At 28.2% G+C, this 23,841-nt stretch carries 23 protein-coding genes and 2 tRNA genes; 8 read left to right on the forward strand and 17 right to left on the reverse strand.

The window, feature by feature from the left end:
- Positions 1-66: 66 nt before the first annotated feature.
- From E5R92_RS00990 to E5R92_RS01000, 3 genes are read left to right on the forward strand one after another with little or no spacing between them, the layout of a single operon-like run.
- Complete coding sequence (locus E5R92_RS00990; RefSeq protein WP_168606261.1) at positions 67-573, forward strand: zinc-ribbon domain-containing protein; 507 nt, start codon at positions 67-69, stop codon at positions 571-573.
- A 4-nt stretch (positions 574-577) separates the two neighbouring features.
- Complete coding sequence (gene nhaA, locus E5R92_RS00995; RefSeq protein WP_168606262.1) at positions 578-1,750, forward strand: Na+/H+ antiporter NhaA; 1,173 nt, start codon at positions 578-580, stop codon at positions 1,748-1,750.
- A 45-nt stretch (positions 1,751-1,795) separates the two neighbouring features.
- Positions 1,796-2,308 (forward strand): glutathione peroxidase, encoded by a 513-nt coding sequence (locus E5R92_RS01000; protein ID WP_229704545.1) that lies wholly within the window; start codon positions 1,796-1,798, stop codon positions 2,306-2,308.
- On the opposite strand, the gene E5R92_RS01005 is transcribed toward E5R92_RS01000, so the two are convergent.
- From E5R92_RS01005 to rarD, 9 genes are read right to left on the reverse strand one after another with little or no spacing between them, the layout of a single operon-like run.
- Complete coding sequence (locus E5R92_RS01005) at positions 2,297-3,076, reverse strand: MBL fold metallo-hydrolase (RefSeq protein ID WP_168606264.1); 780 nt, start codon at positions 3,074-3,076, stop codon at positions 2,297-2,299. The two genes, E5R92_RS01000 and E5R92_RS01005, sit on opposite strands and share 12 nt — an antisense overlap.
- Entirely contained in the window at positions 3,076-3,840 is a 765-nt protein-coding gene (locus E5R92_RS01010) for a TatD family hydrolase (protein ID WP_168606265.1), read from the reverse strand. The genes E5R92_RS01005 and E5R92_RS01010 overlap by 1 nt, the downstream gene beginning before the upstream one ends.
- Positions 3,833-5,374 (reverse strand): methionine--tRNA ligase, encoded by a 1,542-nt coding sequence (metG, locus tag E5R92_RS01015; protein WP_168606266.1) that lies wholly within the window; start codon positions 5,372-5,374, stop codon positions 3,833-3,835. Before metG ends, E5R92_RS01010 begins: the two co-directional genes overlap by 8 nt.
- A complete protein-coding gene (locus E5R92_RS01020) occupies positions 5,375-6,307 on the reverse strand; it encodes an AAA family ATPase (protein WP_168606267.1) in 933 nt (310 codons plus the stop codon).
- Between the two features lie 4 nt (positions 6,308-6,311).
- Positions 6,312-6,923, reverse strand: coding sequence for a dTMP kinase (tmk, locus tag E5R92_RS01025; protein ID WP_168606268.1), 612 nt, complete (start codon positions 6,921-6,923; stop codon positions 6,312-6,314).
- On the reverse strand, positions 6,916-8,067 hold the full coding sequence (locus E5R92_RS01030; RefSeq protein WP_168606269.1) for a D-alanyl-D-alanine carboxypeptidase family protein: 1,152 nt from the start codon (positions 8,065-8,067) through the stop codon (positions 6,916-6,918). The genes tmk and E5R92_RS01030 overlap by 8 nt, the downstream gene beginning before the upstream one ends.
- Positions 8,060-8,818 (reverse strand): hypothetical protein, encoded by a 759-nt coding sequence (locus tag E5R92_RS01035; protein WP_168606270.1) that lies wholly within the window; start codon positions 8,816-8,818, stop codon positions 8,060-8,062. Before E5R92_RS01035 ends, E5R92_RS01030 begins: the two co-directional genes overlap by 8 nt.
- Positions 8,808-9,809: a lytic murein transglycosylase gene (locus E5R92_RS01040; RefSeq protein ID WP_168606271.1), complete on the reverse strand. Its 1,002-nt coding sequence runs from the start codon at positions 9,807-9,809 to the stop codon at positions 8,808-8,810. Before E5R92_RS01040 ends, E5R92_RS01035 begins: the two co-directional genes overlap by 11 nt.
- Positions 9,796-10,677 carry an EamA family transporter RarD gene (gene rarD, locus E5R92_RS01045; protein ID WP_168606272.1) on the reverse strand — a complete coding sequence of 294 codons (882 nt, stop codon included), beginning with the start codon at positions 10,675-10,677 and terminating at the stop codon, positions 9,796-9,798. The genes E5R92_RS01040 and rarD overlap by 14 nt, the downstream gene beginning before the upstream one ends.
- 92 nt (positions 10,678-10,769) lie before the next feature.
- On the opposite strand from rarD, the gene E5R92_RS01050 reads away from it, so the two are divergent.
- Positions 10,770-10,859, forward strand: a tRNA-Ser gene (locus E5R92_RS01050).
- On the opposite strand, the gene E5R92_RS01055 is transcribed toward E5R92_RS01050, so the two are convergent.
- A complete protein-coding gene (locus E5R92_RS01055; RefSeq protein WP_168606273.1) occupies positions 10,860-11,126 on the reverse strand; it encodes a succinate dehydrogenase assembly factor 2 in 267 nt (88 codons plus the stop codon).
- A gap of 24 nt (positions 11,127-11,150) precedes the next feature.
- Between E5R92_RS01055 and E5R92_RS01060 the strand changes: the two genes are divergently transcribed.
- The gene (locus E5R92_RS01060; protein WP_168606274.1) at positions 11,151-13,202 is read left to right on the forward strand and encodes an ATP-dependent DNA helicase RecG; all 2,052 of its coding nucleotides are present in this window, start codon (positions 11,151-11,153) and stop codon (positions 13,200-13,202) included.
- Here the strand turns inward: E5R92_RS01060 and E5R92_RS01065 are convergent.
- Complete coding sequence (locus E5R92_RS01065) at positions 13,199-13,813, reverse strand: DUF502 domain-containing protein (RefSeq protein ID WP_168606275.1); 615 nt, start codon at positions 13,811-13,813, stop codon at positions 13,199-13,201. The two genes, E5R92_RS01060 and E5R92_RS01065, sit on opposite strands and share 4 nt — an antisense overlap.
- Before the next feature lie 124 nt (positions 13,814-13,937).
- Here E5R92_RS01065 and E5R92_RS01070 point away from each other — a divergent pair, with 124 nt between their 5' ends.
- Positions 13,938-14,765: a M48 family metallopeptidase gene (locus E5R92_RS01070; RefSeq protein WP_168606276.1), complete on the forward strand. Its 828-nt coding sequence runs from the start codon at positions 13,938-13,940 to the stop codon at positions 14,763-14,765.
- Between the two features lie 20 nt (positions 14,766-14,785).
- Here the strand turns inward: E5R92_RS01070 and E5R92_RS01075 are convergent.
- The 6 genes from E5R92_RS01075 to ssb all read right to left on the reverse strand — a co-directional run bounded on the left by E5R92_RS01075 (position 14,786) and on the right by ssb (position 20,249).
- Positions 14,786-14,861, reverse strand: a tRNA-Lys gene (locus E5R92_RS01075).
- Positions 14,862-15,061: 200 nt separating this feature from the next.
- Complete coding sequence (gene tgt / locus E5R92_RS01080) at positions 15,062-16,174, reverse strand: tRNA guanosine(34) transglycosylase Tgt (protein ID WP_168606277.1); 1,113 nt, start codon at positions 16,172-16,174, stop codon at positions 15,062-15,064.
- 17 nt (positions 16,175-16,191) lie between these two features.
- A complete protein-coding gene (locus E5R92_RS01085; protein WP_168606278.1) occupies positions 16,192-16,746 on the reverse strand; it encodes a peptidylprolyl isomerase in 555 nt (184 codons plus the stop codon).
- Positions 16,739-17,233, reverse strand: a complete 495-nt coding sequence (gene coaD, locus E5R92_RS01090; RefSeq protein WP_168606279.1) for a pantetheine-phosphate adenylyltransferase — start codon at positions 17,231-17,233, stop codon at positions 16,739-16,741. The genes E5R92_RS01085 and coaD overlap by 8 nt, the downstream gene beginning before the upstream one ends.
- Positions 17,233-19,782: a DNA gyrase subunit A gene (gene gyrA / locus E5R92_RS01095; protein WP_168606280.1), complete on the reverse strand. Its 2,550-nt coding sequence runs from the start codon at positions 19,780-19,782 to the stop codon at positions 17,233-17,235. The genes coaD and gyrA overlap by 1 nt, the downstream gene beginning before the upstream one ends.
- A gap of 5 nt (positions 19,783-19,787) precedes the next feature.
- Positions 19,788-20,249 (reverse strand): single-stranded DNA-binding protein, encoded by a 462-nt coding sequence (ssb, locus tag E5R92_RS01100; RefSeq protein ID WP_168606281.1) that lies wholly within the window; start codon positions 20,247-20,249, stop codon positions 19,788-19,790.
- A gap of 89 nt (positions 20,250-20,338) precedes the next feature.
- Here ssb and uvrA point away from each other — a divergent pair, with 89 nt between their 5' ends.
- Entirely contained in the window at positions 20,339-23,218 is a 2,880-nt protein-coding gene (uvrA, locus tag E5R92_RS01105; RefSeq protein ID WP_168606282.1) for an excinuclease ABC subunit UvrA, read from the forward strand.
- A 27-nt stretch (positions 23,219-23,245) separates the two neighbouring features.
- On the forward strand, positions 23,246-23,839 hold the full coding sequence (locus E5R92_RS01110; protein WP_168606283.1) for a urate hydroxylase PuuD: 594 nt from the start codon (positions 23,246-23,248) through the stop codon (positions 23,837-23,839).
- Positions 23,840-23,841 lie beyond the last annotated feature (2 nt).

A 23,841-nucleotide genomic window follows, 5' to 3' on the forward strand; every position in this document is an offset into this window, starting at 1 on the left:
ATAATTTCAAAGAATAAAGAACATCAAAAATAAGGCTTTTTTACAAGAATCATATATACATCAATTATGATCATTGTTTGTAATAATTGTATTAAAAAATTTGATTTAGACTCAAATTTAATTCCAGACAAGGGTCGTTTGTTGCAGTGTGCTAACTGTGATCATAAATGGTTTTTTAAAAAAGAAGTTCTTGAAGACAAGATTAACCCAATTGTTGAAGATATTGATAATATTAATATTTTTGAACAAAATAATTCGTTGATCAACGAAGAAAAAATTCTATCAGAAGCACCTATAAATGATACTAAAGTAGAATTAGAAGAAGAGACTAAGAAAAAAATTGAAATTAATACTAATGAAAGTACGAGATTAAAAACTAAGCCAAAAAAACAGAAAAACTTTAAAATTTTAAATATTTTTGTAGTAATAATCATTACATTCGTAGCTTTCATAATTATTGTAGATACGTTTAAATATCCTATTGGAAAAATTGTCCCAAATGTCGATTTTATACTTTATAATTTGTATGAAAGTATTAAAGATATCTCACTATTTATTAGAGATTTAACATAAAATTATGATCAAAAATCTTTCAAAGCCTTTTAAATGGTTTTTTCAATTAGAAGCGGCAAGTGGTCTTGTATTGTTAATTGCTGCTATTATTGCACTTGTAATAAGCAATTCTAGTTTTAGTAATTTATATTTTGATACATTAAACCAATACTTGTTTGTTGGTATTAATGAATTCGGTTTAAAACTTTCTGTGCATCACTGGATCAATGATTTATTAATGGCAATCTTCTTTTTTTTTGTAACACTAGAAATTAAACGAGAATTTATTCAAGGTGAACTTTCTAATTTAAAAAAAGCTTTGCTACCAATTATTGGAGCTATTGGAGGAATGGTTGTCCCTGCTCTAGTCTATATTTTTATAAATTTTGGTAATACAGAAACATTAAATGGTTGGGCAATCCCATCTGCTACAGACATAGCTTTTTCTTTGGGTATTTTATCTTTGCTTGGTTCAAGAGTTCCAATTTCTTTAAAAATTTTCTTAACAGCTCTCGCTATTATTGATGACCTTGGTGCGATATTGATTATAGCTTTTTTCTATTCTGGCGACTTAAGTATAAGTTATTTAAGTTTAATCTTAATCTCATATATTCTGCTACTTATTTTAAATAAATTTGGTGTGAAAAAGTTTATTCCTTATTTTATAATTGGTGCATTTATGTGGTTCTTTACATATAAGTCTGGAATCCACGCTACAATAGCAGGTGTTCTTTTAGCCTCTACTATACCACATAGAATTAAAGACAAAGATTTCTCATTATTAATTAGGCTTGAACACGCAATAAGTCCTTATGTTGCTTTTATAATAATGCCAATATTTGCCTTTGCTAATGCAGGTGTGTCTTTAGAGGGTTTATCTTTATCATCTTTATTAGAGCCTGTTCCTTTAGGAATTCTTTTAGGGCTGTTTGTGGGTAAACAAGTTGGAGTTATGATTATTTCTTTTATTGCTGTTAAATTTGGTGTTGCTCAAATGCCAGATAAATCTAACTGGCTAAGCCTATATGGAGTTTCAATATTAACAGGTGTTGGTTTTACAATGAGTTTATTCGTCGGAAACTTAGCTTTTGCTGAAAATATTCAATATATCGATGGTGTAAAAATTGGTGTTCTTGCAGGTTCTTTACTCTCAACAATATTTGGATATTTTATATTATTATATGCATCAAAAAAGTAATTCATGCTCTATAAAAATAATTTAATAATCTTAATATTTATGTTTATGTTCACATTTTTTGAAAAAGTTGATGCCAAATACGAAAAGAGATTTTTTGATCACACTATAAAAGATATTAACAGTGAAACTATTGATTTAAATCAATACAAAGGAAAAACTATACTTTTAGTAAATGTTGCTAGTAATTGTGGATTCACCAAACAATATTCAGGTCTTCAAGAACTTTATGAAAAGTATAAAGACAGAGGTTTTTATGTAATTGGTGTTCCCTCAAACCAATTTGGTGGACAAGAACCAGGATCTAATTCAGAAATAAAAAATTTTTGTGAAACTAATTTTAATATTACATTTCCAATTACTGACAAAACTAATGTTAAAGGTGATGATGCCCATGAACTATATAAATGGGCAAAAAAAAATTATGGTAAATCTACAGTTCCTAAGTGGAATTTCCATAAAATATTAATTAATAAAAATGGAAAAATACAGGATACGTTCAATTCTTTTATTACACCGATGTCAGATAAAATAACAAAACAAATAGATTTAATTCTTTAAATTAACAGTCATACCATCAAAACCAGGAATAATATTTTTAGGCAATCTTTTTTTAAGTTTAGCATAATCCAAGTCACTATGCATGTTTGTTAAAATAGTTTTTCTGGGAGTTATGTTTTTAACTAATTCCAAAACTTGATCTAAATTGAAATGCGCTGGATGATTACGGTACCATAGACAATCAATAATCAAGTATTTTAAATTTTTTAATTTTTTGTAATCTTTTTTATAGAATAAACTAATATCACTTGCATAAGCTAATTTGTTATCAATCAGATAGCATATGCTTTTAATATTACCATGTTGAACTGGTATAGATTCTATCAAAATCTTTTTATTTTTATTCGTAATTTGATGTTGTTTTTTTAGGGTATTAATATCTAAAGTTGATGGATAACCAAAAGAAGGTTTAAAACAATATTTAAAAGTAGAAAGTAAATATCTTTTTGTATTTGAGTCTGCATAAACTGAGATTTGCTTTTTATTTATTAAGAAAAAAGGACGTAGATCATTAATGCCATGTGTTTGATCTGCGTGAAGATGTGTATAAAAAACCTTGCTAATAGTTCTAATTTTATTTTTTAAAAGTTGCGACCTTAAATCTGGTGATGTGTCTATTAGGATATTTTGATCATTAAATTTGATTAAAGCAGAACATCTTGTTCTAAAATTTTTTTTATTTTTTAAATCACAATCACCAGAATATCCATCAGCTCTAGGTACGCCCATTGAACTACCACTACCCAAAATGACAAATTTGACAGACATTATAGGTTGAAAAGTTTATTAAAATTTTTAGTAGTTAAATCAGACATTTCCTGATTAGTCTTTTCTTTTAACATAGATAATTTTTCTAGAGTATACTTGATAAAGCTTGGTTCATTTTTTTTTCCTCTCATCGGTATAGGAGCTAAAAATGGGCTATCTGTTTCAACAAGCAGTTTATCCAAGGGAATATTTTTAAAAGTTTCCTGAAGGTCTAAGCTATTTTTAAATGTAATTATTCCACTAGCGGAAAAAAAAGCATCTAATTCAATTAATTGATTTGCAAAATTTAATGAACCAGTAAAACAATGCATTAAAATTTTTAATTTTTTTGATTTATAAGATTTTAGGATTTCATATGTTTCATCCTCAGCATTTCTAGAATGTATGATAATAGGCATATTAAGCTCTATAGAAGCCTCTATATGGGCTTTAAAGCTGTCAATTTGCCTTTCTTTGTTACTATGATTGTAAAAAAAATCTAAGCCAGTTTCACCTATACCAATAATTCTTTTATTTTGATTTATTTGATTAATTATATAATTTTTATCAATTAAAAAACTTTCTCCAGTTTCATGAGGGTGAATACCAAACGTTCCATAAATCATTGGATCTAGTTTAATAATATTTTTAATCCTATCAAAACTTTTTACTGTAGTGCATATTGTTAATAGTTTTGAGATACCAACTTCTTTAGATCTTTTTATAACATCACTTAAATTATCAAGTAAAGGTTCGTGGTCTAAATGACAATGAGAATCAATCATCTTTCTTTTCAATTTTTTTAAATAAAATATTTATTTTGTTAATAGGCTGTCCAGATACAAGATAGTCATGTTTTGCAATAGACTCAAAATTAATTGCATTTAAATCTAAATTAAAAATCTTTAAGACTTTTTCTATTGAACTTGGGATTATTGGATAAAGCATGAATGAAATTTTTCTAATCATTTCTAAAGATGTGTAGACAATTGTATTTAATCTGTCTTTATCATCTTTTTTTTTCCAAGGTTCTTGGTCATTAAAATACTTATTTGCTTCAAATAAAGCACTAACGATAAAATTAATATAAAAATTAATATTTTGATTATCAATTTCTGCACGTATTGTATTTAAATTATCAGTAAATTTATTTAGCATTATTAAATCTTCATCATTAAATTTTTTATTAGCCGGTACAGATGAGGAGCAATTTTTTTCAGCAAATGCAGTAACTCTTTGACACAAATTTCCATAATTATTAGCTAAATCACTATTGATACAATCCTCTAATCTATCTTGTGAAATGTTACCATCATTACCAAATGAAACTTCTTTAATTAAATAATATCTTAACGGATCAAGACCATAAATTTCAATAATATCTAGTGGATCAAGAATATTTCCTTTTGATTTGGACATCTTTTCATCACCAGACAAAATCCAACCATGACCATAAATTTTCTTAGGTAAAGGTATTTTTGCAGCCATTAAAAATGCAGGCCAATACACAGAATGAAATCTTAAGATATCCTTACCTATTAAATGAACAGATGCGGGCCAAAATTTTTTAAAAAGCGCATCATTTGTATCAGGATAGTTTAAAGCGCTTATATAGTTAGTTAGAGCATCGAGCCAAACATAAATTACATGATCTGGACTGTTAGGTACCTTGATACCCCAGGAGAATGCTTTACGACTTATAGATAGGTCTTTTAATCCACTTTTTACAAAGCTAATTACTTCATTTTTTCTAGATTTTGGTGAAATAAAGTCAGGATTTTTTTCATAATAATTTAGTAATTCATCTTGCCATTTAGACAGTCTAAAAAAATAAGATTCTTCTTCTATCCATTCAACTGGTGAACCAGATGCAGTTGCTATCTTAATGTTTTCTTTTTCAGTAATTTCTTCATCACTGTAGAAAGCTTCGTCAGAAACAGAATACCAGCCCGAATATTTCGATAAATAGATATCATCATTTTTTTCAAGCTCGCTCCATAAATACTGAACTGTTTTTTTATGCCTCTCTTCTGTAGTTCTAATGAAATCAGTATTAGATAAATTTAATGTTTTTGAAAGATCCCTAAATGTTTGACTAATTTCATTACAAAATGCCTGAGGAGCAACATTTCTTTTCTCTGCTGCTCTTTGTATTTTTAAACCATGCTCATCAGTACCTGTTAAAAAATGCACATTAAAACCATCTATACGTTTAAATCTAGCAAAAAAATCTGCAGCAATGCTAGAATATGCATGACCCATATGAGGTTTCGCTGATGGGTAGTAAATTGGAGTTGTGATGTAGTAATTTTTATCCATTTATAATAACTTTGATTTAAATTCTAAAAATAAACTTTCCTCATCTAAATTAAATTTTTCTGTATCATAAATTTTTTTTATAAATTTATGATAAAAATTAATGAATGAAATCTTTGTATTTGTTATCATGTATTTTTTTAAAAAGAATAACTCAATTAAGTTTATTAATAAAATTTTAATAGATTTATTTTTCTTATAATAATTATTTTCTATTATTAAGTTTATAAAACTTGAAATAGTATGATCTTTTAAATTAATAGATTTTTCTTCAGCAAAATTAAACAAACTAATGATTTCACCAGGAGAATTATAAAAACTTAGTAAGTCATAATTAACAAATTCAAGTACATTTTTTTCAAGTATTGAGTTTGAGATATTTAAAGACTCATTAAATGTTAAACTAATCTTAAATGTTAAACATCGTGATTTAAGAGTTGGTAGTATATTTTTTTCACTATTGTTTATTAAGATAAAAAAAACATTTTCATTTGGTTCTTCAATAATCTTAAGTAGTGCGTTAACAGAATTCTTATTTAGATTTTCAACATTATCTATTAAAATAAATCTTGCCATATTATTAAATGTTGATTTATTTGTATAATTAATCATTTTACGTATTTGACCTAAATCAATGCTTTTTTTTTCAGTCAATAGATCTATTAAATAGAAATTAGGATGTGAGTTATTTTGTAGAAGTCTATATGATTTATTATCTTTATTGATACTAAAATTTTCTAAATTATACTTGTATTCCTCATTTTCGGATAAAATATAGTTGATTAAATGATAGGCTAATGTCGATTTTCCCAATCCTTTTTTCCCAGATAGTAAAATTTTATTAGGTATTTTTTGCTGTTTATATAGTCCAACTAACTCGTTAAAGAAGTTCTCCATGCCATAAATCTTAATGTTTTCTGATGGTTTTAAATTCATAAATCTAAATTAAATCGTTAATTTTATTTAATATTATACTTTCATTAAGATCTATATCTAGATTTGAATTTATTTTAATATATTTTTTGGGATTTTTTTTTAATATTTTTATAAAACCATTTTGTACCTTTTCATAAAACTTAATGTCAAATTTATCGTATCTGTTAAGCTTTTTTCTTAGTCTAAGTCTTTTTTTCATATTTGATAAATTAACAGTATTCAAAAATGTAAAGTCAATTTTAATATTTCTTAAAAGATGATTGTTGATATTTTGTATAAATTTTAGGTTTACACCCATTCCATAATGCTGGTAAGCAATTGTTGAGTCTGAAAATCTATCTATCAGTATAATTTTTTTACCAGCATTTTGTTTTATAATTTCCATATTTTCACTTCGTGCAGAAAGATAAAGTAGTAAATCAGTTTCTTTATTAAATGTAGACTTGTTATCTAGAATAAGATTTCTTATTTTTTCTGAATTTGTACTACCACCAGGTTCTCTAATTTTAATAAATTTAATTTTTTTACGAGTTAAGTAATTTGCAATTTTTTTTATGTGATAGGATTTACCAGTACCCTCTATACCTTCAAATACTATTATTGGTTTTTTAGACATCGCCCCAAATTAAAAAATTAATTGATTTCATTAACCTTGAAAAAACATTTAATTTTTTAACATCTTCATAAGCAAGCAAATCATATTCTTCAATAAGTTCACCATCAAAGGTTAACTTTAATTTTCCCAAGATATCATCTTTTTTAATAGGAGCTTGAATTGGACCATTATAATTTAATGATAATTTCAATAGTCTTTTTTTTGCTTTTGGAATGGTTTTATAGATATCATCTTTTATATAAGTTTTAACAGTATCTTTTTTACCTAACCAAACATCTATATCTTCAATTGGTGTGTTTGCTTTTGTGATTTCAACTAAGTCAAAATTAGTTAAGCCCCAGGTTAAAAGTTTAGCACTTTCGCGAGATCTATCATTTTTAGTATTGAAGCCACTGCCTACTGCTATTAGTCGTCTTCCATTTCTTTCTAAAGATGAAGCTAATGAATATTTTTCAACAGCTAAATAACCAGTTTTGATTCCATCTGCTCCAAGTCTTTTATATAATAGTGGATTTCTATTACCTTGAGTAATGGGGTCACCCCCTGTTCTATCCCAAGTAAATTCTTTTTCTGCAAAATACTTATATTCTTCAGGAAATTCTTTAATAAGATATCTGGACATAAGCATAATATCTCTTACCGTTGATACGTTTTCGGTATTATTAATCCCTGATGAATTAGCAAAATTAGTATTATCCATTCCTAATTCTTTTGCTTTAGCCGTCATCATCACTGCAAATTCATCCTCTGTACCAGCTATACCTTCAGCTAATGCAACACATGCATCATTACCAGATGCGATAATTATTCCTTTAAGTAAACTTTCTACACTAACTTCATCGCCAACCATTATAAACATTGAAGAATAACCCGCTGACGAAAGTCTCCAAGCATTCTCTGAAACTAAAAACTTTTCATCTAAATTTAAATCACCACTTCTTATTAAATCGAACGCAATAATAGCAGTCATTATTTTTGTCATTGACGCAGGATAAATTGATTTATCAGCATCTTTTTCAAATAATATTTCACCTGAAAGATAATCTTGCAATATAACTGTTCTAGCCTTTACATCAAAAGCTGCATTAGAATTAACAATAAATAATAATGTTAATAAAATTGTTATAATTTTTAATTTAATCATTTTTTATAATTTCGATATTTTCAAACTCAAGTATGCTTATATCATTAAATGTTTTTTTTAGAGAGTTAATGTTGTTAAAAGGACCTACATATACTCTATATTTTTTTTCATTAATCTTTTTGATTTTAGCATCCCTAATGATGGTTTCTTTAACGATTCTATCTACTAGCAATGATGCCGTATCATTAAAATAAAAATCAGCTATCTTTATTTCATAAGAAAATTTTTTACTTAACTCACTTTTAGTATTTGCCTGTTTAGTATTAAGATCACTAATATCAATATTGTTAACTGGAGCCTTGTTGGCAACTTTTTTTTCTTCTTCAAATGTTTTTGCTCTTTTCGCTACAAACATTGCGTCTTCTAGGACCTCTAAAATTTCTACATAAGGTTCATCTTCATTTAAATCTATTAGATCTGCTATTCTCAATGATAATACAGAATTATTAAATAAAGGATAATCAGCATTACTACCAACAGTGCCTACAATTGATTTATTGTTTAAAATATTGGTAATTTTAACAATTGTATTTTTTTTTAAATTCTTTTGAAAAATAATTAAGCTTCGTTCATCAATTTTTTTTGAAATAATCTTATCATTATATAATCTATCATTATAGATAAGGCTAAATCCATTATTTATAAATGGATTATCCAATGAATTATAATTTTTATTTTTGGTTAAGGTAGTTGCTGAACAGTTATTTAATAAAATGAAGCAGCATAGAATTAATAGTTTTTTATAAAGCATTTTCAAATTTTTTCTTTAAGGAACATACTGCTAGACCAAATCTTAATGATCTATTCCATTGTAGTATTTTTTCATAATTTTCAAAAACTATGTAGGCTGGATCTAAATTTTGAGCATCAGCTATAATATCTTTGTCTGGTGTTATTATTGATGCAATCAAATTTTTGTTAATAGAGCTAAAACTATCTTCATTAATTAAATATTTCTTTAATAATCCAAATTTATTTTTATGATGAAGTTTTTTTGCAGATGTATTTAATATATTGTTTGGTATATTTTCTTTTAGTTTCACTTTTATAAAACAAGGTTGGTTTTTTTTCCAACCTATTTTATTTATATAGTTAGCTGCAGAAGCAAAAGAATCTTTAGTTGATTTAAGTTCAATAATGTTATTTTTATCATAGTCTATTGCATAGTTGTCAATGGTAGATGGCATAAATTGAAAAAAACCAAAGGCTCCTGCCCATGAACCATACAGAATATCGTGGTCTATTTTTCCAGCATCTATTAACTGAAGAATTGTGATTAACTCTTTTGTAAAAAAATCAGATCTTCGTTGGTCATAACTTAAAGTTGCAAGTGACGATAATATATCCATTTTTCCTACATAAGTTCCAAAATTAGTTTCTATTCCCATTAAAGCTAAAAGTAACTCTTTCTCAACAGAAAAATTCTTATCTATCGAATTTATGAAATCTTTATTTAATTCATAAAGTTTTATGCCAGATCTTACTTTTTGATTAGAAGTTCTCTTTGATATATAAGTTTTAGTATCCTCATAGAATTCAGGTTGAAAACGGTCATATTTTATTACCTTAGGTATAAACACAACATCAGACATTGCTAGATCGAATGTTTTTTCTGAAATTTTTTTTTCTAAAGCATAAAATTTGAAATTTACTAACCACTCTTTAAATTCTTTTTCATTGGCATTTAGAGTTCCGTGAATAATTGTGAAAAATATAATTATAAAATATTTAATTATTTTCATATAAATCTTTTAAATAAATAATTACAGCAATCCATATTAAAATGAAACTTAATGATTTATCAAAGGAAAAAGCCTCATCATAATAAAAAAAGCCTAATAAAAACTGAAATGTTGGGGTTATATAAAAAATCATTCCAGTAGGTCCAAGACCACATAGTTCAACACCCCTTACATATAAAAATAATGGTATGACAGTCATTGGTCCCGCTAACATTAATATAAACATCAACGAAGGATCATTTAAACTAAAGATATTTAGATTGTTTTTAAAAAGTAAAAAAAATGCAAATAAAGCAAACGGTAATATGAAAAGACTTTCTATTAAAAGGCCAACATCAGTATCTACATTAACTTTTTTTCTAAGTAGGTTGTAAAAACCCCAACTCAGAGCGACAATTATTCCAACCCAAGGAATTGAGTGAAAACTTTTAAATAAGAGGAATAATATAGATAACAAAACTAGCAGTATGGAAAGACCTCTTCTTTTGTTTATTTTTTCACTATAAAAAATATACCCTAAGAATATACTTAAGATGGGCATAATAAAATAACCAAAGCTTGCATCAATAATTTTTTCTGTACCTACAGCATAAATCCACGTTGCCCAATTTATAAAAATTAGTAAACTCGAAAAAAATAAATAAATTATGCTCCTTTTATTTTTTATAATTTTAAAAAAAACATCCCATTTAGAAAAATAAAAAGTAGTTATTATTAAAACTACAGATGTCCATACGCAACGATGGATCACTACCTCTATAGACCCAGCAAAAGAAATATATTTGAAGTAAATAACCCCAATAACACCCCACCAAAAAGATCCTAAAGCAGTTAATCCTATACCTTTATTGAATTTTTGCTTTTCCATAGTAATAAAATTATACCTATTAAATGATTATCTGTTTAATTTATCAATTTTATTGTTGAATTAAAAATTTATAATAATAAAACGTTGCTAACGGAGAGATGGCAGAGCGGTTGAATGCACCGGTCTTGAAAACCGGCAAAGGGGCAACTCTTTCCTGAGTTCGAATCTCAGTCTCTCCGCCACTATTCACTGACATATTTATAATTTTTAAAAATCTCCGAAACTTTATTTAGCTCAATTTGCAATGTTAAATTTTGACCTTGATTAAATTTATAAAGATTTTCATCATCATAATCCAACAAATCACATAAAAGCTTTAATTCTTGTTCATTAAATTGATCAATATATTTTTTAGTAAATGAACCTAGTAGTTTATCCATTTCTTTAGTGCCTCTATAGTTGGCTCTATAAATTATTTTATTTTTTAAATCCTTTATATTAATAGTCATAAAAATTATTATATTATATCTAACATGATAAATACGAATAATTATGATTATTTATTGGCAGATCTTACTAAATTAAATGGAGTGGGTAAAAAAACCATGGACATTTTAAAGAAAAAAAAAGTAAATAATATTTTTGACTTACTGTGGAGATTGCCTAAGTCTTATACAGACAGAACCCTAATTAGTAAAATTTGTGACCTCCAAATAGGTGTTATTCAAACTATCAGAATTGTTCCACTAAAATATCAATTTCCAAGAATTCGAAACTTACCAAATAGAGTGAATTGTATTGATGAAACTGGAAAGATTGATTGCATATTTTTTAATAGTCACGAAGGATATGTGAGGAAAATTTTGCCGCTAAATGAAGAGGTGACAATTAGTGGTAAGATAAGTAATTATAAAGGGCGATATCAAATAACAAATCCCACGTATATTTCACAAGACAGCTCTTTAATTGAAAATATTGATAATAAGTATTCCTTAACAGAAGGAATTACAGAAAAAACTTATAATAAAATCATTAATCAAATATTAAAAAACTTACCTATTTTAACTGAGTGGCACGATAAAGACATATTAAAAAATTTTAATAATCAAAGTTGGAATGAATCAATAATAAAATTACATGATCCAAATAATATTGAAAATTATAAATCTGATTTCTATAAAAGGCTTGCTTATGATGAAATACTAGCATCATTTTTAGTTAATTCAGAAATTCGAAAAAAAATTAAAAAAATTAAAAAGGTATCTAAAAATTTTACCGAAAAAGCCCATAACAATATAGTTAATAAATTAAATTTTACTCTTACTAATGATCAAAAAATTTCATTAAATGACATTAATAAAGATCTAAATTCTAAAAGTAAAATGTTTAGACTTTTACAGGGTGACGTTGGAAGTGGTAAAACTATTGTTGCATTAATTTCTTCTTTAAGTGTCATTAGTTCAGGGTTCCAAGTTGCATTAATGGCCCCTACTGAAATATTAGCTAGACAACATTATAGTTTAGCAAAGAAACTATTTCCTAAAAATATAAAAATTGAATTACTTTCTAGTAAAAGTGAAAACAGTGAAAAAAAAAGAATTATAAAAGAATTAGAAAACAATCAAATTCAAATGGTATTTGGTACACATGCAATTTTTCAAAAAAAAATAGTTTTTGCAAACCTCGGTTATATTATAATTGATGAACAGCATAAATTTGGAGTTAGACAAAGAAAGCTTTTATCAGATAAGGGTGGTGATAATTGTGATGTTCTTTTAATGTCAGCAACGCCAATTCCAAGAACTTTAACTATGTCAGTTTATGGTGACATGGATGTTTCTATTATTAAGGAAAAACCAAGTAATAGAAAAGAAGTTAAAACTTATAGTAAATTAGAAAGTAAAATAGATGACGTTATTAATTTTGTTAAAAGAGAAATTAAAGAAGGAAACCAAATATTTTGGGTATGTCCACTGATAGAAGAATCAAAAAAATTAGATCACCAATCATCAGTAACTAAATACAAATTCCTTAATGAAATTTTCCCAAATAACGTTGCATTACTTCATGGAAAAATTGACAATGAAGAAAAAGAAGAAATATTGAATAAATTTTTAAACAAAAAATATTCAATTTTAGTTTCAACAACAATTATAGAAGTTGGTATAGATTTTCCTAATGCCAATGTAATAATAATAGAAAATGCTAATAAATTTGGATTATCACAGTTACACCAGTTAAGAGGAAGAGTTGGACGTGGCACAAAACAAGCGAGCTGTATATTGATGTTTAAGTCTGATTTAAGTGTTAATGCTAAAAAAAGAATTAATATTTTAAAGAACTCAAATGATGGTTTTGAAATTTCAGAAGAAGATATGAAGCTAAGAGGCTTTGGTGATTTACTTGGGTTTAAACAAAGTGGTGTTAAAAACTTTAGATTAGCCGACCCTATTCAAAATGAAGATTTATTTTTAATGGCAGAAAAACAAATTAAAAAAATAGAATTAGAAAATATTAATATTAATAAATATAAAGCATTATTAAAATTATATGATCAAGCGGATATAATTAATGATATGGTTTAGCTTTTAGGCTTAGAGGTTCCTGCTGAAACTATAAATTTTGATGCTTCTTCAAATGTCATATCTAAATAAATCAAATCTTCTTTTGGTATCATTAGTAGAAAGCCACTTGTTGGATTGGGAGTTGTTGGAACAAAAACATTAACTAAGTTAATATTTGTTTTAGCTTTAATTTCTCCTGTATTTTCTTTGGTGGCAAAACCTACAGCCCACGATCCTTTTCTTGGATACTCAAATAGTACAACACTTTTTTTATTACCCTCTTGCTCTCTAAAAGAGTCAGTCATTTGTCCAATCGCAGAGTAAATAGTTCTTAATATTGGCATTCTTTTAAATAAATCATCGATTATTTGTAAAAATTTTTTACCTATAAAAGTTAAAGAAAGACCACCAACAATTGTAATAAAAATAATTGTTAAAATTATTTCAATACCTGGAATTGCATATGGAAGATATGTATTAGGATTTAATCCTGATGGTACTAATTTTGTTGAAAAATTAATTAAGAATTTACTTAAATAAAGCGTAAACCCAATTGGAATCAAAACAATTACACCTGTAAAAAAATAATTTCTTAATTTTAAAGCAAATGATTTTTTCTTCTTAATAGACATAGATAATTTAATGATAACTAGAATAAACAACAAATGAAACAGCTATAATGAACATTGTAGCTAAGATTTTATTGTTTAAATTCATAAATGTATATATTTATATAATTATCAAATTTTTAATAAAATGAATAGAAGAAAATTTTTAAATTATGTTGGGTGCGGATGTTCAGGCTTAATGCTTGGTGCCTGTTCTACAGCGCCAATAACAGACAGAAGACAATTAAAAATTATACCAGAATCCAAATTAAATGCACAAGCAGCTCAAATTTTTGAAAAGATCAAAGAAAAAGAAAAAATGAGTGATGACACTAAAACACTCAATGAAATTAAAGATATTGGAAAAAGAATGGAAGAATCTATCTCTGAATATTTTTATAGAGCTGGTCTAAATGATCCTACTATTAATTTTGATTGGGAATATATTTTAATAGATAATAAAAAAGTTAAAAATGCTTGGTGTATGCCTGGTGGTAAAATTGCTGTGTACACAGGAATACTTGATGTTACAAAAAATACAAATGGTCTTGCTTCAGTTATGGGTCATGAAATTGCACACGCTGTTGCCAAACATTCAGTTGAAAGAGCAAGTAGAGGTGCACTTCTACAAACTGGAACATCTTTGATTGATATTTTTTCAGGTGGAAAATTAGGACAGATCAATCAAGCAACCGGTATGAATACTGTGGGACTATTATCCCAAATAGGAATAATGAATCCTTTCTCAAGAACCCAAGAAAGTGAGGCTGATTATCTGGGAATGATTTTTGCATCATTGTCAGGTTTTGATATCAGGGAGACCAAAAAGTTATGGGAAAGAATGAAAGAAGAAAATAAAGGCAAAGAACCTCCTCAATTCATGAGCACTCATCCATCATCTTCAAAAAGAATAAAAGATTTATCAGAATGGGAAAATAGTGTCATTTTAGACTATCCACCAATTACAATTAGTTAATATTTATGAGGTTATTTTAGTGGTGAGCCCTGATGGACTCGAACCATCGACCCATTCCTTAAAAGGGAATTGCTCTACCAACTGAGCTAAGGGCCCACATATAAATTAATGAAGTCGAGATAAATGTTTTTTTTTATTTAATTTTAAAAAAAAACTTTTGGTGAAGTCTTCTTTAAAATTTTTAAATTTCTTTACACTTAAAAATCTAAACAATAAAAAAATATCTAACTTAAATAATTTTTATTACCAAAAAACAATTATTTATTCCATAACATCACAAATTGCAAATATTTAAATTACAACTTATCAATGTATTCATCATGAAATTTATCAAATGTACCTTTTTTAATATTTTCTCTAATAGAAAACATTAATTCTTGATAAAAATTGATGTTATGTAAGGTTAAAAGTGTAGAACCAAGGATTTCATTCGTATTAAAAAGATGATTTAGATAGTTTTTTGAATACTTATTAAGATTTAAGTTTGAACAATTAGAGTCAAGAGGCTCATTGTCATTCTTAAATTTATTATTTTTGATATTTATACGACCATTCCAGGTAAAAGCTAAACCAGTTCTTCCCGATCTTGTTGGCATTACACAATCAAACATATCAACACCCCTTTTAACAGCACCCAAGATATCAGCTGGTGTACCAACCCCCATTAAATATCTTGGTTTATCTTCAGGCATAATATTCTTTAAATTATCTAGGACACTAAACATTTCATTTTGACTCTCTCCAACAGCGAGACCTCCAATTGCATATCCATTAAAACCAATTTTAATTAACTCATTAAGAGATTTAGTTCTTAAATCTCTAAATAAACCACCCTGAATTATTCCAAATAAAGCTTTGTGTGGGTTTAAACCAAAAGCTATTTTAGATCTTTCAGCCCAATATATGGATAATTCCATAGATTTATTAATTACATTATAATCAGTGGTTTTTTTAGGACACTCATCCATGATCATAACAATATCCGAGCCTAATCCTTTTTGAACTCTTATGCTTTCTTCTGGACTTAATATGAATTTTTTACCATCTACATGAGAGCTAAATATTGCACCTTTTTCTCTGTCCACTTTGTTTAATTTTGAAAGTGACATAACTTGAAACCCACCAGAGTCTGTAAGTATTGGAAGCTTACAATTCATAAACTTGTGAAGTCCTCCAGCAGAAATTATTCTATCTACACCAGGTCTAATCATTAAATGATATGTATTAGATAATATTATCTCAGAACCAGTTTTAATAACATCATCAATAAGGCAAGCTTTTACAGTTGCTTGAGTACCAACGGGCATAAAAGCTGGTGTTTGAATGCTGCCTCTATGGGTTTCAATGATACCGGTTCTAGCAAATTTATCATTTTCAATGACATTAAATTTGAAATTTTTTAATGCCATTAAAATATATATTAATTCTATTTAAAGCTGATAATTTTATCTGGGTTAGAAACAGAGCCGTTATTATTTTGATCACCTCTTTTAATTTTATCTACTATCTCCATCCCTTCAATAACTTTACCAAAAACAGTGTATTGTCTATCTAGGAATGATGCTTCTTTGAAACAAATAAAGAATTGACTGTTAGCACTGTTTGGATCTTGTGATCTCGCCATAGATAAGGTTCCTCTTTCATGAGGCAAGTCGCTGAATTCTTCTTTAAGATCAGGTAAATCAGAGCCACCCATACCTGCTCTTTTTAAATCAAATTGATCATTAGAAGAATTACCAAACTGTACGTCACCTGTTTGAGCCATAAAACCATCAATTACTCTGTGAAATACAACACCATCATATTTACCATCTTTTGCTAATTGTTTAATTCTTTTAACATGGTTAGGTGCCACTTCTTCAAAAAGCTCTATCTTAATATCTCCATCTTTAAGTTTTAAAATCATTATATTCTCCTCTGCGATTATATTATTGGTTAGTATAAAAAATAAAATTAAAAATTTTGTTATAAATTTATTCATATTTCTCTTTTAAAGACTTTATTGTGCTTTTTGTAGTAAATTTTTTTGTATCACCTTTTAGTCTCACTATTTCTTTAACAAATCTTGATGAAATAATTTGATTTTCAACATCAGACATTAAAAAAATCGTTTCAATATTGTTATTCAATTTTCTATTCATTCCAGCTAATTGAAATTCATATTCAAAATCAGAGACAGCTCTTAGACCTCTTAAAATAATATTAGATTTGTATTTTTTGCACAAATCCGTCGTTAATGATGTAAATGAAATAACTTCAATTTTTTTTTTATCAAACCTTAAATCAACAAATAGAGCTTTTTTAATTAACTGTATCCTTTCAAGTGAATTGAAAAGATAATTTTTATTAGTGCCATCAGAAACAGCAATAATAATCTTATCAAATAATTTTAAAGCTTTTTTAATAACGTCAATATGACCAAAGGTAATTGGGTCAAATGTTCCTGGATATACAGCGACTTTTTTCATTACTCCAAGTTATCATCAATTTTTATTGCTGAAACAACTTTTTCATCACCAGATAATTTGATAATTCTTACACCTTGAGTATTTCTCCCTGCTGTTCTGATTTCTTTCACAGCGACTCTAATTACTCTTCCTTTGTTTGTTGAAATTATTACATCATCAACTTCAATAACTGGAAAAGACGAACATATGCTCCCATTTCTAGGTGAGTTAATTATTCCGATAATACCTTTCCCACCTCTATTAGTAACTCTATATTCTTTGTTCAAAGTTTTTTTACCGAAACCATTTTCAGTAATTGATAGAACAAATCTTTCTTCAGAATTAGAATCTTTTTTTACTTTTTCTTTATTTGTTATTGAAAGAGAAACAATTTCATCATTAGGTGATAACTCTATACCTTTAATACCTTTGGATGATCTACCTTTAAATACTCTTAGTTTCTTTGATTCAAATCTTATACATTTACCATTTTTTGTGCTTAACATTACATCTTGATCATCTTTACAAATTTCAACACCCACAATTTTATCATTAGGATCTAATTTTATTGCAATTTTTCCAGCTGAATTTATTGAAGAAAAATCCTCTAGACTATTTTTTCTAACCTTGCCTTTTGCAGTTGCAAAAACAATTTGAAGATTTTTCATATCACTTTCATCATCAGGGAAGGGCATGATTGAGCTGATAGATTGATGATTTTTTAATGGTAAAATGTTAAATAGAGATTTACCCTTTGATGTAGTTGATCCCTCTGGTATTTTCCAAGCTTTAATTTTGTAGACAAGTCCCTCTGTTGAAAAGAAAAGAACAGAAGTATGTGTGCTAACTGATAGAGTTTGCACCACTGAATCTTCATCTCTTGTTGTGATACCAGATTTTCCTTTACCACCTCTTTTTTGTTGTTTAACACTGCTTAATGCCCCTCTTTTAATATACCCCTGAAGGGTAACTGTAATAATAACCGTCTCTTTGTGTATTGTCTCTTCAATATCGTAGTTTAAAATGGCATCTATAATTTTAGTTCTTCTTGGAACAGCAAACTTTTCTTTAATAGTTTTAAGCTCTTCACTAATTACGTTTAAAAGTTCTTTTTTAGAATTAATTATTTTCTTATATCCTTTAATAAGATCAGCTAATTTTTTGATCTCAACTTCTATTTCATTAATACCTAGAGCTGTAAGTTTTTGAAGTCTAAGTTCTAAAATAGCAATTACCTGCGGATCAGTTAATGAGTATAAATTTTTTCTTTTTTTGCCTTCAACAAGCGAAATTAACTTTAAAGATTTATTAATTTTCCACTTAGTGTTTAATAATGATTTTTTAGCATCATCAGGAGTTTTTGAAGACCGTATAATTTTTATAATTTTATCTAAATTCTCAACAGATACTGATAACCCAATCAAAATGTGAGCCCTATCTTCTGCTTTTTTTAAATCAAATTTAGTTTTCTTGATAACAACATCTTCACGAAATGTTAAAAAATTTGTTAAAAATTCTTTTAAATTACAAATCTTAGGTTTGCCATCAACAATTGCTAAAGTATTAAAACCAAAAGAACTCTCTATTGAAGTATTTTTATAGAGTAATCGTTTAATAGTTTCTGGTTCAACACCATTTCTCAAATCAATTGCTACTCTAATCCCTTCTCTGTTAGATTCATCTCTAATATCTTTTATTCCTTCTATTTTTTTCTCTCTAACGAGTTGAGCAATTCTTTCATTTAAGACTGATTTGTTTACTTGATACGGTACAGATGTAATAACTAGTCTTTCTCTTCCGTTTTTTTGTGCTTCAACACTAATTTCACCTCTAATTTTAAATGAACCACGACCCACATTATATCCAGCTTTAATAATTTCTTTTCCAATGATGATACCACCTGTTGGAAAATCAGGGCCTGGTATGTGTTTCATTAATTCTTTAACCTTAATATCTTTATTTTCAATTAAGGCTAATGTTCCATCAATGATTTCACCAAGGTTATGTGGAGGTATACTTGTTGCCATTCCAACTGCAATACCACCAGCTCCATTAACTAATAAATTGGGATATTGAGCAGGTAAAACAGATGGTTCTTTTTCTGTTTCATCGTAATTACTCTTATATTCGATAGTATCTTTTTCGATATCGTCTATTAAATATTGTGAAACTTTAGCTAACCTTGTCTCTGTATATCTCATAGCTGCAGCTGGATCACCATCAATAGATCCAAAGTTACCTTGACCTTGTACAAGAGGTAGGCTCATAGAAAAATCCTGAACCATTCTTACAAGAGCGTCATAAACAGACTGGTCTCCATGTGGATGATATTTACCAATAACATCTCCAACTATTCTTGCAGATTTTCTAAATTGTTTTGACCAATCGTAGCCACCTTTATACATGGCAAACAATATTCTTCTATGAACAGGTTTAAGTCCATCTCTGACATCAGGAAGAGCCCTACTCACAATTACACTCATTGCATATGATAAGTACGATGAGCTCATCTCATCATGCATTGATATGAGTTTAATATTTTTGTCTTTAGATATTTCTGTGTCTTTCATAGAAACTAAAATGGAATTTCGTCATCCATATCATTTGAAGCTTGGGGACTGTCTTCAAAATTATTAGCAGGTGCTTGGGTATTATCATTCTGTATTCCGCCACCACCAGTATTACCGCCACCTAACATTGTTAGGGAAGAGTTATATCCTTGAATTACAATTTCTGTAGAATACTTGTCTTGTCCAGATTGTTCATCTTTCCATTTTCTAGTAGTTATTTGTCCCTCAACATAAATCTGTGCACCCTTTTTTAAATATTGTTGAACAACATTTACTAACCCGTCATTGAATACAACTATTCGGTGCCACTCAGTCTTTTCTTTTTTTTCACCTGTCGTCTTGTCTTTCCAGGACTGACTTGTTGCTAAGCTTAATCTTGCAACACTTTTGCCATTTACCATTTGTTTAATTTCAGGGTCTGCGCCTAAACGCCCAATTAATAATACTTTATTTAAACTTCCAGCCATAATATTTTATAAGTGTTTATTTATTTAATTAGTTTTATATCACAATATAAACTCAATATTAATTTTATTAATTTAAAGCAACTAAAATTATGATCAAAAAGATAGTTATTAAGGGCGCAAAGGAGCATAATTTAAAGAATGTTTCTGTAGAAATACCCAAAGATCAATTTGTTGTAATTACTGGACTTTCTGGTTCTGGAAAATCTTCATTAGCATTTGATACTATCTATGCTGAGGGGCAAAGAAGATATGTTGAAAGTTTATCTGCCTATGCTCGTCAATTTTTAGATAAAATGAAAAAACCTAACGTTGATCTTATTGAGGGATTGAGTCCTGCAATAGCAATTGAACAAAAAAATACATCAAAGAACCCAAGATCCACTGTCGCTACTGTTACAGAAATTTATGACTACATGAGAGTACTTTATGCAAGAGCTGGTGTACCCTACTCACCATTTACTGGTAAACCAATAACATCACAAACAATTACACAGATTGTTGATTTAATAAAAAAACTTCCCAAAAAATCTACAATTTATATCTATTCACCTGTAGTACGCGGTCGTAAAGGTGAATATAAAAAAGATATATTAAGTTATAAAAGAAGAGGCTTTAGAAAAATTAAAATTGATGAAGTTCTTTATGACATAGATAATGCTCCAGAATTAGATAAAAAACTCAAGCATGATATATCTGTTTTAATTGATAGAATTGTTTTGAACTCAAATCTTGGAAATCGTTTAGCTGAAAGTATTGAGACAGCTGTAAATTTGTCAAATGGCCTTGTGTTTGTTGAATATGAAGATGAAACATTACCTCAGAAATTTAGAAAAATTGAAAAATTAATTTATTCTACAAAATTTGCATGTCCTGAAAGTGGTTTTACAATCGAAGAAATTGAACCAAGACTTTTTTCTTTTAATAGTCCGTATGGAGCGTGCGCTGAGTGTGAAGGAATTGGTATAAAATTAAATGTAGATCCAAATTTAGTAGTTCCTGATGAAAAAAAAAGTATAGCAGATGGTGCTATAGAACCATGGGCCAAATCAACAACGCTATATTATGCTCAAACTTTAGCTTCAATTTCTAAACACTATGGATTTTCTTTAGATGAAAGATGGAAAAAATTACCCAAAAAATTTAAAGATGTAATTTTATTTGGATCAGACGAAGAAGAAATAAAATTTATCTATGATGATGGGTATGAAAAATACTCTCATAAGAAAACTTTTGAGGGTGTTATAAATAATCTTGAAAGAAGATTTCTTGAATCTGATAGTGAATGGAAAAGAGAAGCAATAGCTGAATATCAATCTGATTCTGCATGTGAAGGCTGTGAGGGTAATAGATTAAAAGAAGAAGCTTTGTGTGTTAAAATTGATGATCAAAATATAAGCGATGTTACAAAAAAATCTATATTAGATGCTGCTAATTGGTTTAAGGGTTTGGAGAAAAATCTTGATAAAAGACAATTTAAGATAGCAGAACATATTCTAAAAGAAATTAATGAGAGATTAACGTTTCTTCTAAATGTTGGTCTTGAGTATCTTACTTTATCAAGGGAGTCAGGTACACTTTCTGGAGGTGAAGCACAGAGAATTAGGCTTGCCTCACAAATTGGTTCAGGATTAACAGGAGTATTATACGTCCTAGATGAACCTTCTATAGGATTACACCAAAAAGATAATGTTAAATTAATTAATGCATTAAAAAGACTTAGAGATCTTGGAAACACAGTAATCGTTGTTGAGCATGACACCGAAACTATGGAGAACGCTGATCACATAATAGATTTAGGACCCGAAGCTGGTACTAACGGAGGTGAAATTATTGCTCAAGGTACTTATAACGAGATACTTAAAAATAAAAATAGTATCACTGGTCAATACCTATCACATAAGAAATATATAGAAATCCCAAGAACTAGAAGACTAGCAAAAAATGGAAGGTTTGTGGAAATTAATGGTGCTAGTGGAAATAATTTGAATAACGTTAATCTTAAGATTCCAACAGGAAGCTTTACCTGCGTAACTGGAGTTTCTGGAAGTGGTAAGTCTACATTAATATTACAAACATTATATCATGCATTAAATTTAACCTTGAACAATAAAGCTAGAAAAGTTCCAAAAGCATTTAAAGGCTATAAGGGTGTTGAACTTATTGATAAGATAATTGATATAGATCAATCTCCTATTGGAAGAACACCAAGATCAAATCCAGCAACTTACACTGGTGCTTTTGGCCCTATTCGAGATTGGTTTACTGCACTACCTGAATCTAAAACAAGAGGATACAAGCCAGGAAGGTTTTCATTTAATGTTAAAGGTGGAAGATGTGAAGCTTGTGAGGGTGATGGAGTAATTACATACGAAATGCATTTCTTACCTGATGTATATATTCAATGTGATGAATGCAAGGGAACTAGGTACAACAGAGAAACTCTTGAAATAAAATTTAAAGATAAAAGTATTGCTGATGTTTTAAATATGTCAGTTGATGAAGGATGTGAATATTTTGAAAACATTTCAAATATTAAAACAAAGCTATTAACATTAAAAAAAGTAGGACTTGGATATATTAAAATTGGACAGCAGGCTACAACACTATCCGGTGGTGAGGCTCAACGTATTAAGCTAGCGAAAGAACTATCAAAAAGATCTACGGGAAGAACTATGTACATATTAGATGAACCGACTACAGGTCTTCATCAGCATGATATTAAAAAACTATTAGAAATATTGCACACATTTGTAGCTCTTGGAAATACTGTTGTTGTTATTGAACATAATTTAGATGTCATTAAAACTGCGGACTATATTGTGGATATGGGTCCTGAGGGTGGTGTTAAAGGTGGAAATATTATCGCAGAGGGGAAACCAGAGGACATTATCAAAATTAAAGGTAGTTATACTGGCGAATTTTTAAAACCTATGCTGGAAGAAAAATTTAAAAAGAAGTTAAAAATTTAGACAATTAGTGTATAAATGATTCTAATTATGGGTAATTTACTAACATCACTTCCAAAAACTATTCACGCATCATTAGCCTTAGCTATAATCCTATTTCTTGGATTATTTTATGGTAATGGTGGTTTTGATTTTGATACAATTTTTTGGAGTTGGTTAACAAGATTTATTCATGTAACGGTTGCTATAATGTGGATTGGTTTGCTTTGGTATTTTAACTTTGTACAAATTCCAAATATGCCAAAAATTCCTGACGAACAAAAACCTGCTATAGGCAAAGTTATAGCTCCAGCTGCATTATTTTATTTTAGATATGCTGCATTACTGACAGTTCTGTCAGGATTAATTTTAGCTTATCTGAATGGTTATTTACACGATGCTATGACATTAGGTGGTGGTGGAAAAAATACTGCTATCGGTATTGGTATGTGGCTTGGTTTATATATGGCTTATAATGTTTGGTTTATAATTTGGCCAAATCAAAAAAAAGCACTAGGGATTGTTGAGTGTGAACCTGATGTTAAAGCAAAATCGGCAAGAACAGCAATGTTGTTTTCAAGAACAAATACTCTTTTATCGATACCAATGTTACTTTCAATGGTAGCAGCTCAAAACCTTTATTAAAT

The sequence above is a fragment of the Candidatus Pelagibacter giovannonii genome, from assembly GCF_012276695.1.
GTDB classification, from domain to species: Bacteria; Pseudomonadota; Alphaproteobacteria; order Pelagibacterales; family Pelagibacteraceae; genus Pelagibacter; species Pelagibacter giovannonii.

Coding starts and splice junctions, on each gene's coding strand:
- E5R92_RS00990 (WP_168606261.1), top strand. CDS start 67: ATGATCATTGTTTGTAATAATTGTATTAAAAAATTTGATTTAGACTCA.
- nhaA (WP_168606262.1), top strand. CDS start 578: ATGATCAAAAATCTTTCAAAGCCTTTTAAATGGTTTTTTCAATTAGAA.
- E5R92_RS01000 (WP_229704545.1), top strand. CDS start 1,796: ATGTTCACATTTTTTGAAAAAGTTGATGCCAAATACGAAAAGAGATTT.
- E5R92_RS01005 (WP_168606264.1), bottom strand. CDS start 3,076: ATGTCTGTCAAATTTGTCATTTTGGGTAGTGGTAGTTCAATGGGCGTA.
- E5R92_RS01010 (WP_168606265.1), bottom strand. CDS start 3,840: ATGATTGATTCTCATTGTCATTTAGACCACGAACCTTTACTTGATAAT.
- metG (WP_168606266.1), bottom strand. CDS start 5,374: ATGGATAAAAATTACTACATCACAACTCCAATTTACTACCCATCAGCG.
- E5R92_RS01020 (WP_168606267.1), bottom strand. CDS start 6,307: ATGAATTTAAAACCATCAGAAAACATTAAGATTTATGGCATGGAGAAC.
- tmk (WP_168606268.1), bottom strand. CDS start 6,923: ATGTCTAAAAAACCAATAATAGTATTTGAAGGTATAGAGGGTACTGGT.
- E5R92_RS01030 (WP_168606269.1), bottom strand. CDS start 8,067: ATGATTAAATTAAAAATTATAACAATTTTATTAACATTATTATTTATT.
- E5R92_RS01035 (WP_168606270.1), bottom strand. CDS start 8,818: ATGCTTTATAAAAAACTATTAATTCTATGCTGCTTCATTTTATTAAAT.
- E5R92_RS01040 (WP_168606271.1), bottom strand. CDS start 9,809: ATGAAAATAATTAAATATTTTATAATTATATTTTTCACAATTATTCAC.
- rarD (WP_168606272.1), bottom strand. CDS start 10,677: ATGGAAAAGCAAAAATTCAATAAAGGTATAGGATTAACTGCTTTAGGA.
- E5R92_RS01055 (WP_168606273.1), bottom strand. CDS start 11,126: ATGACTATTAATATAAAGGATTTAAAAAATAAAATAATTTATAGAGCC.
- E5R92_RS01060 (WP_168606274.1), top strand. CDS start 11,151: ATGATAAATACGAATAATTATGATTATTTATTGGCAGATCTTACTAAA.
- E5R92_RS01065 (WP_168606275.1), bottom strand. CDS start 13,813: ATGTCTATTAAGAAGAAAAAATCATTTGCTTTAAAATTAAGAAATTAT.
- E5R92_RS01070 (WP_168606276.1), top strand. CDS start 13,938: ATGAATAGAAGAAAATTTTTAAATTATGTTGGGTGCGGATGTTCAGGC.
- tgt (WP_168606277.1), bottom strand. CDS start 16,174: ATGGCATTAAAAAATTTCAAATTTAATGTCATTGAAAATGATAAATTT.
- E5R92_RS01085 (WP_168606278.1), bottom strand. CDS start 16,746: ATGAATAAATTTATAACAAAATTTTTAATTTTATTTTTTATACTAACC.
- coaD (WP_168606279.1), bottom strand. CDS start 17,233: ATGAAAAAAGTCGCTGTATATCCAGGAACATTTGACCCAATTACCTTT.
- gyrA (WP_168606280.1), bottom strand. CDS start 19,782: ATGAAAGACACAGAAATATCTAAAGACAAAAATATTAAACTCATATCA.
- ssb (WP_168606281.1), bottom strand. CDS start 20,249: ATGGCTGGAAGTTTAAATAAAGTATTATTAATTGGGCGTTTAGGCGCA.
- uvrA (WP_168606282.1), top strand. CDS start 20,339: ATGATCAAAAAGATAGTTATTAAGGGCGCAAAGGAGCATAATTTAAAG.
- E5R92_RS01110 (WP_168606283.1), top strand. CDS start 23,246: ATGGGTAATTTACTAACATCACTTCCAAAAACTATTCACGCATCATTA.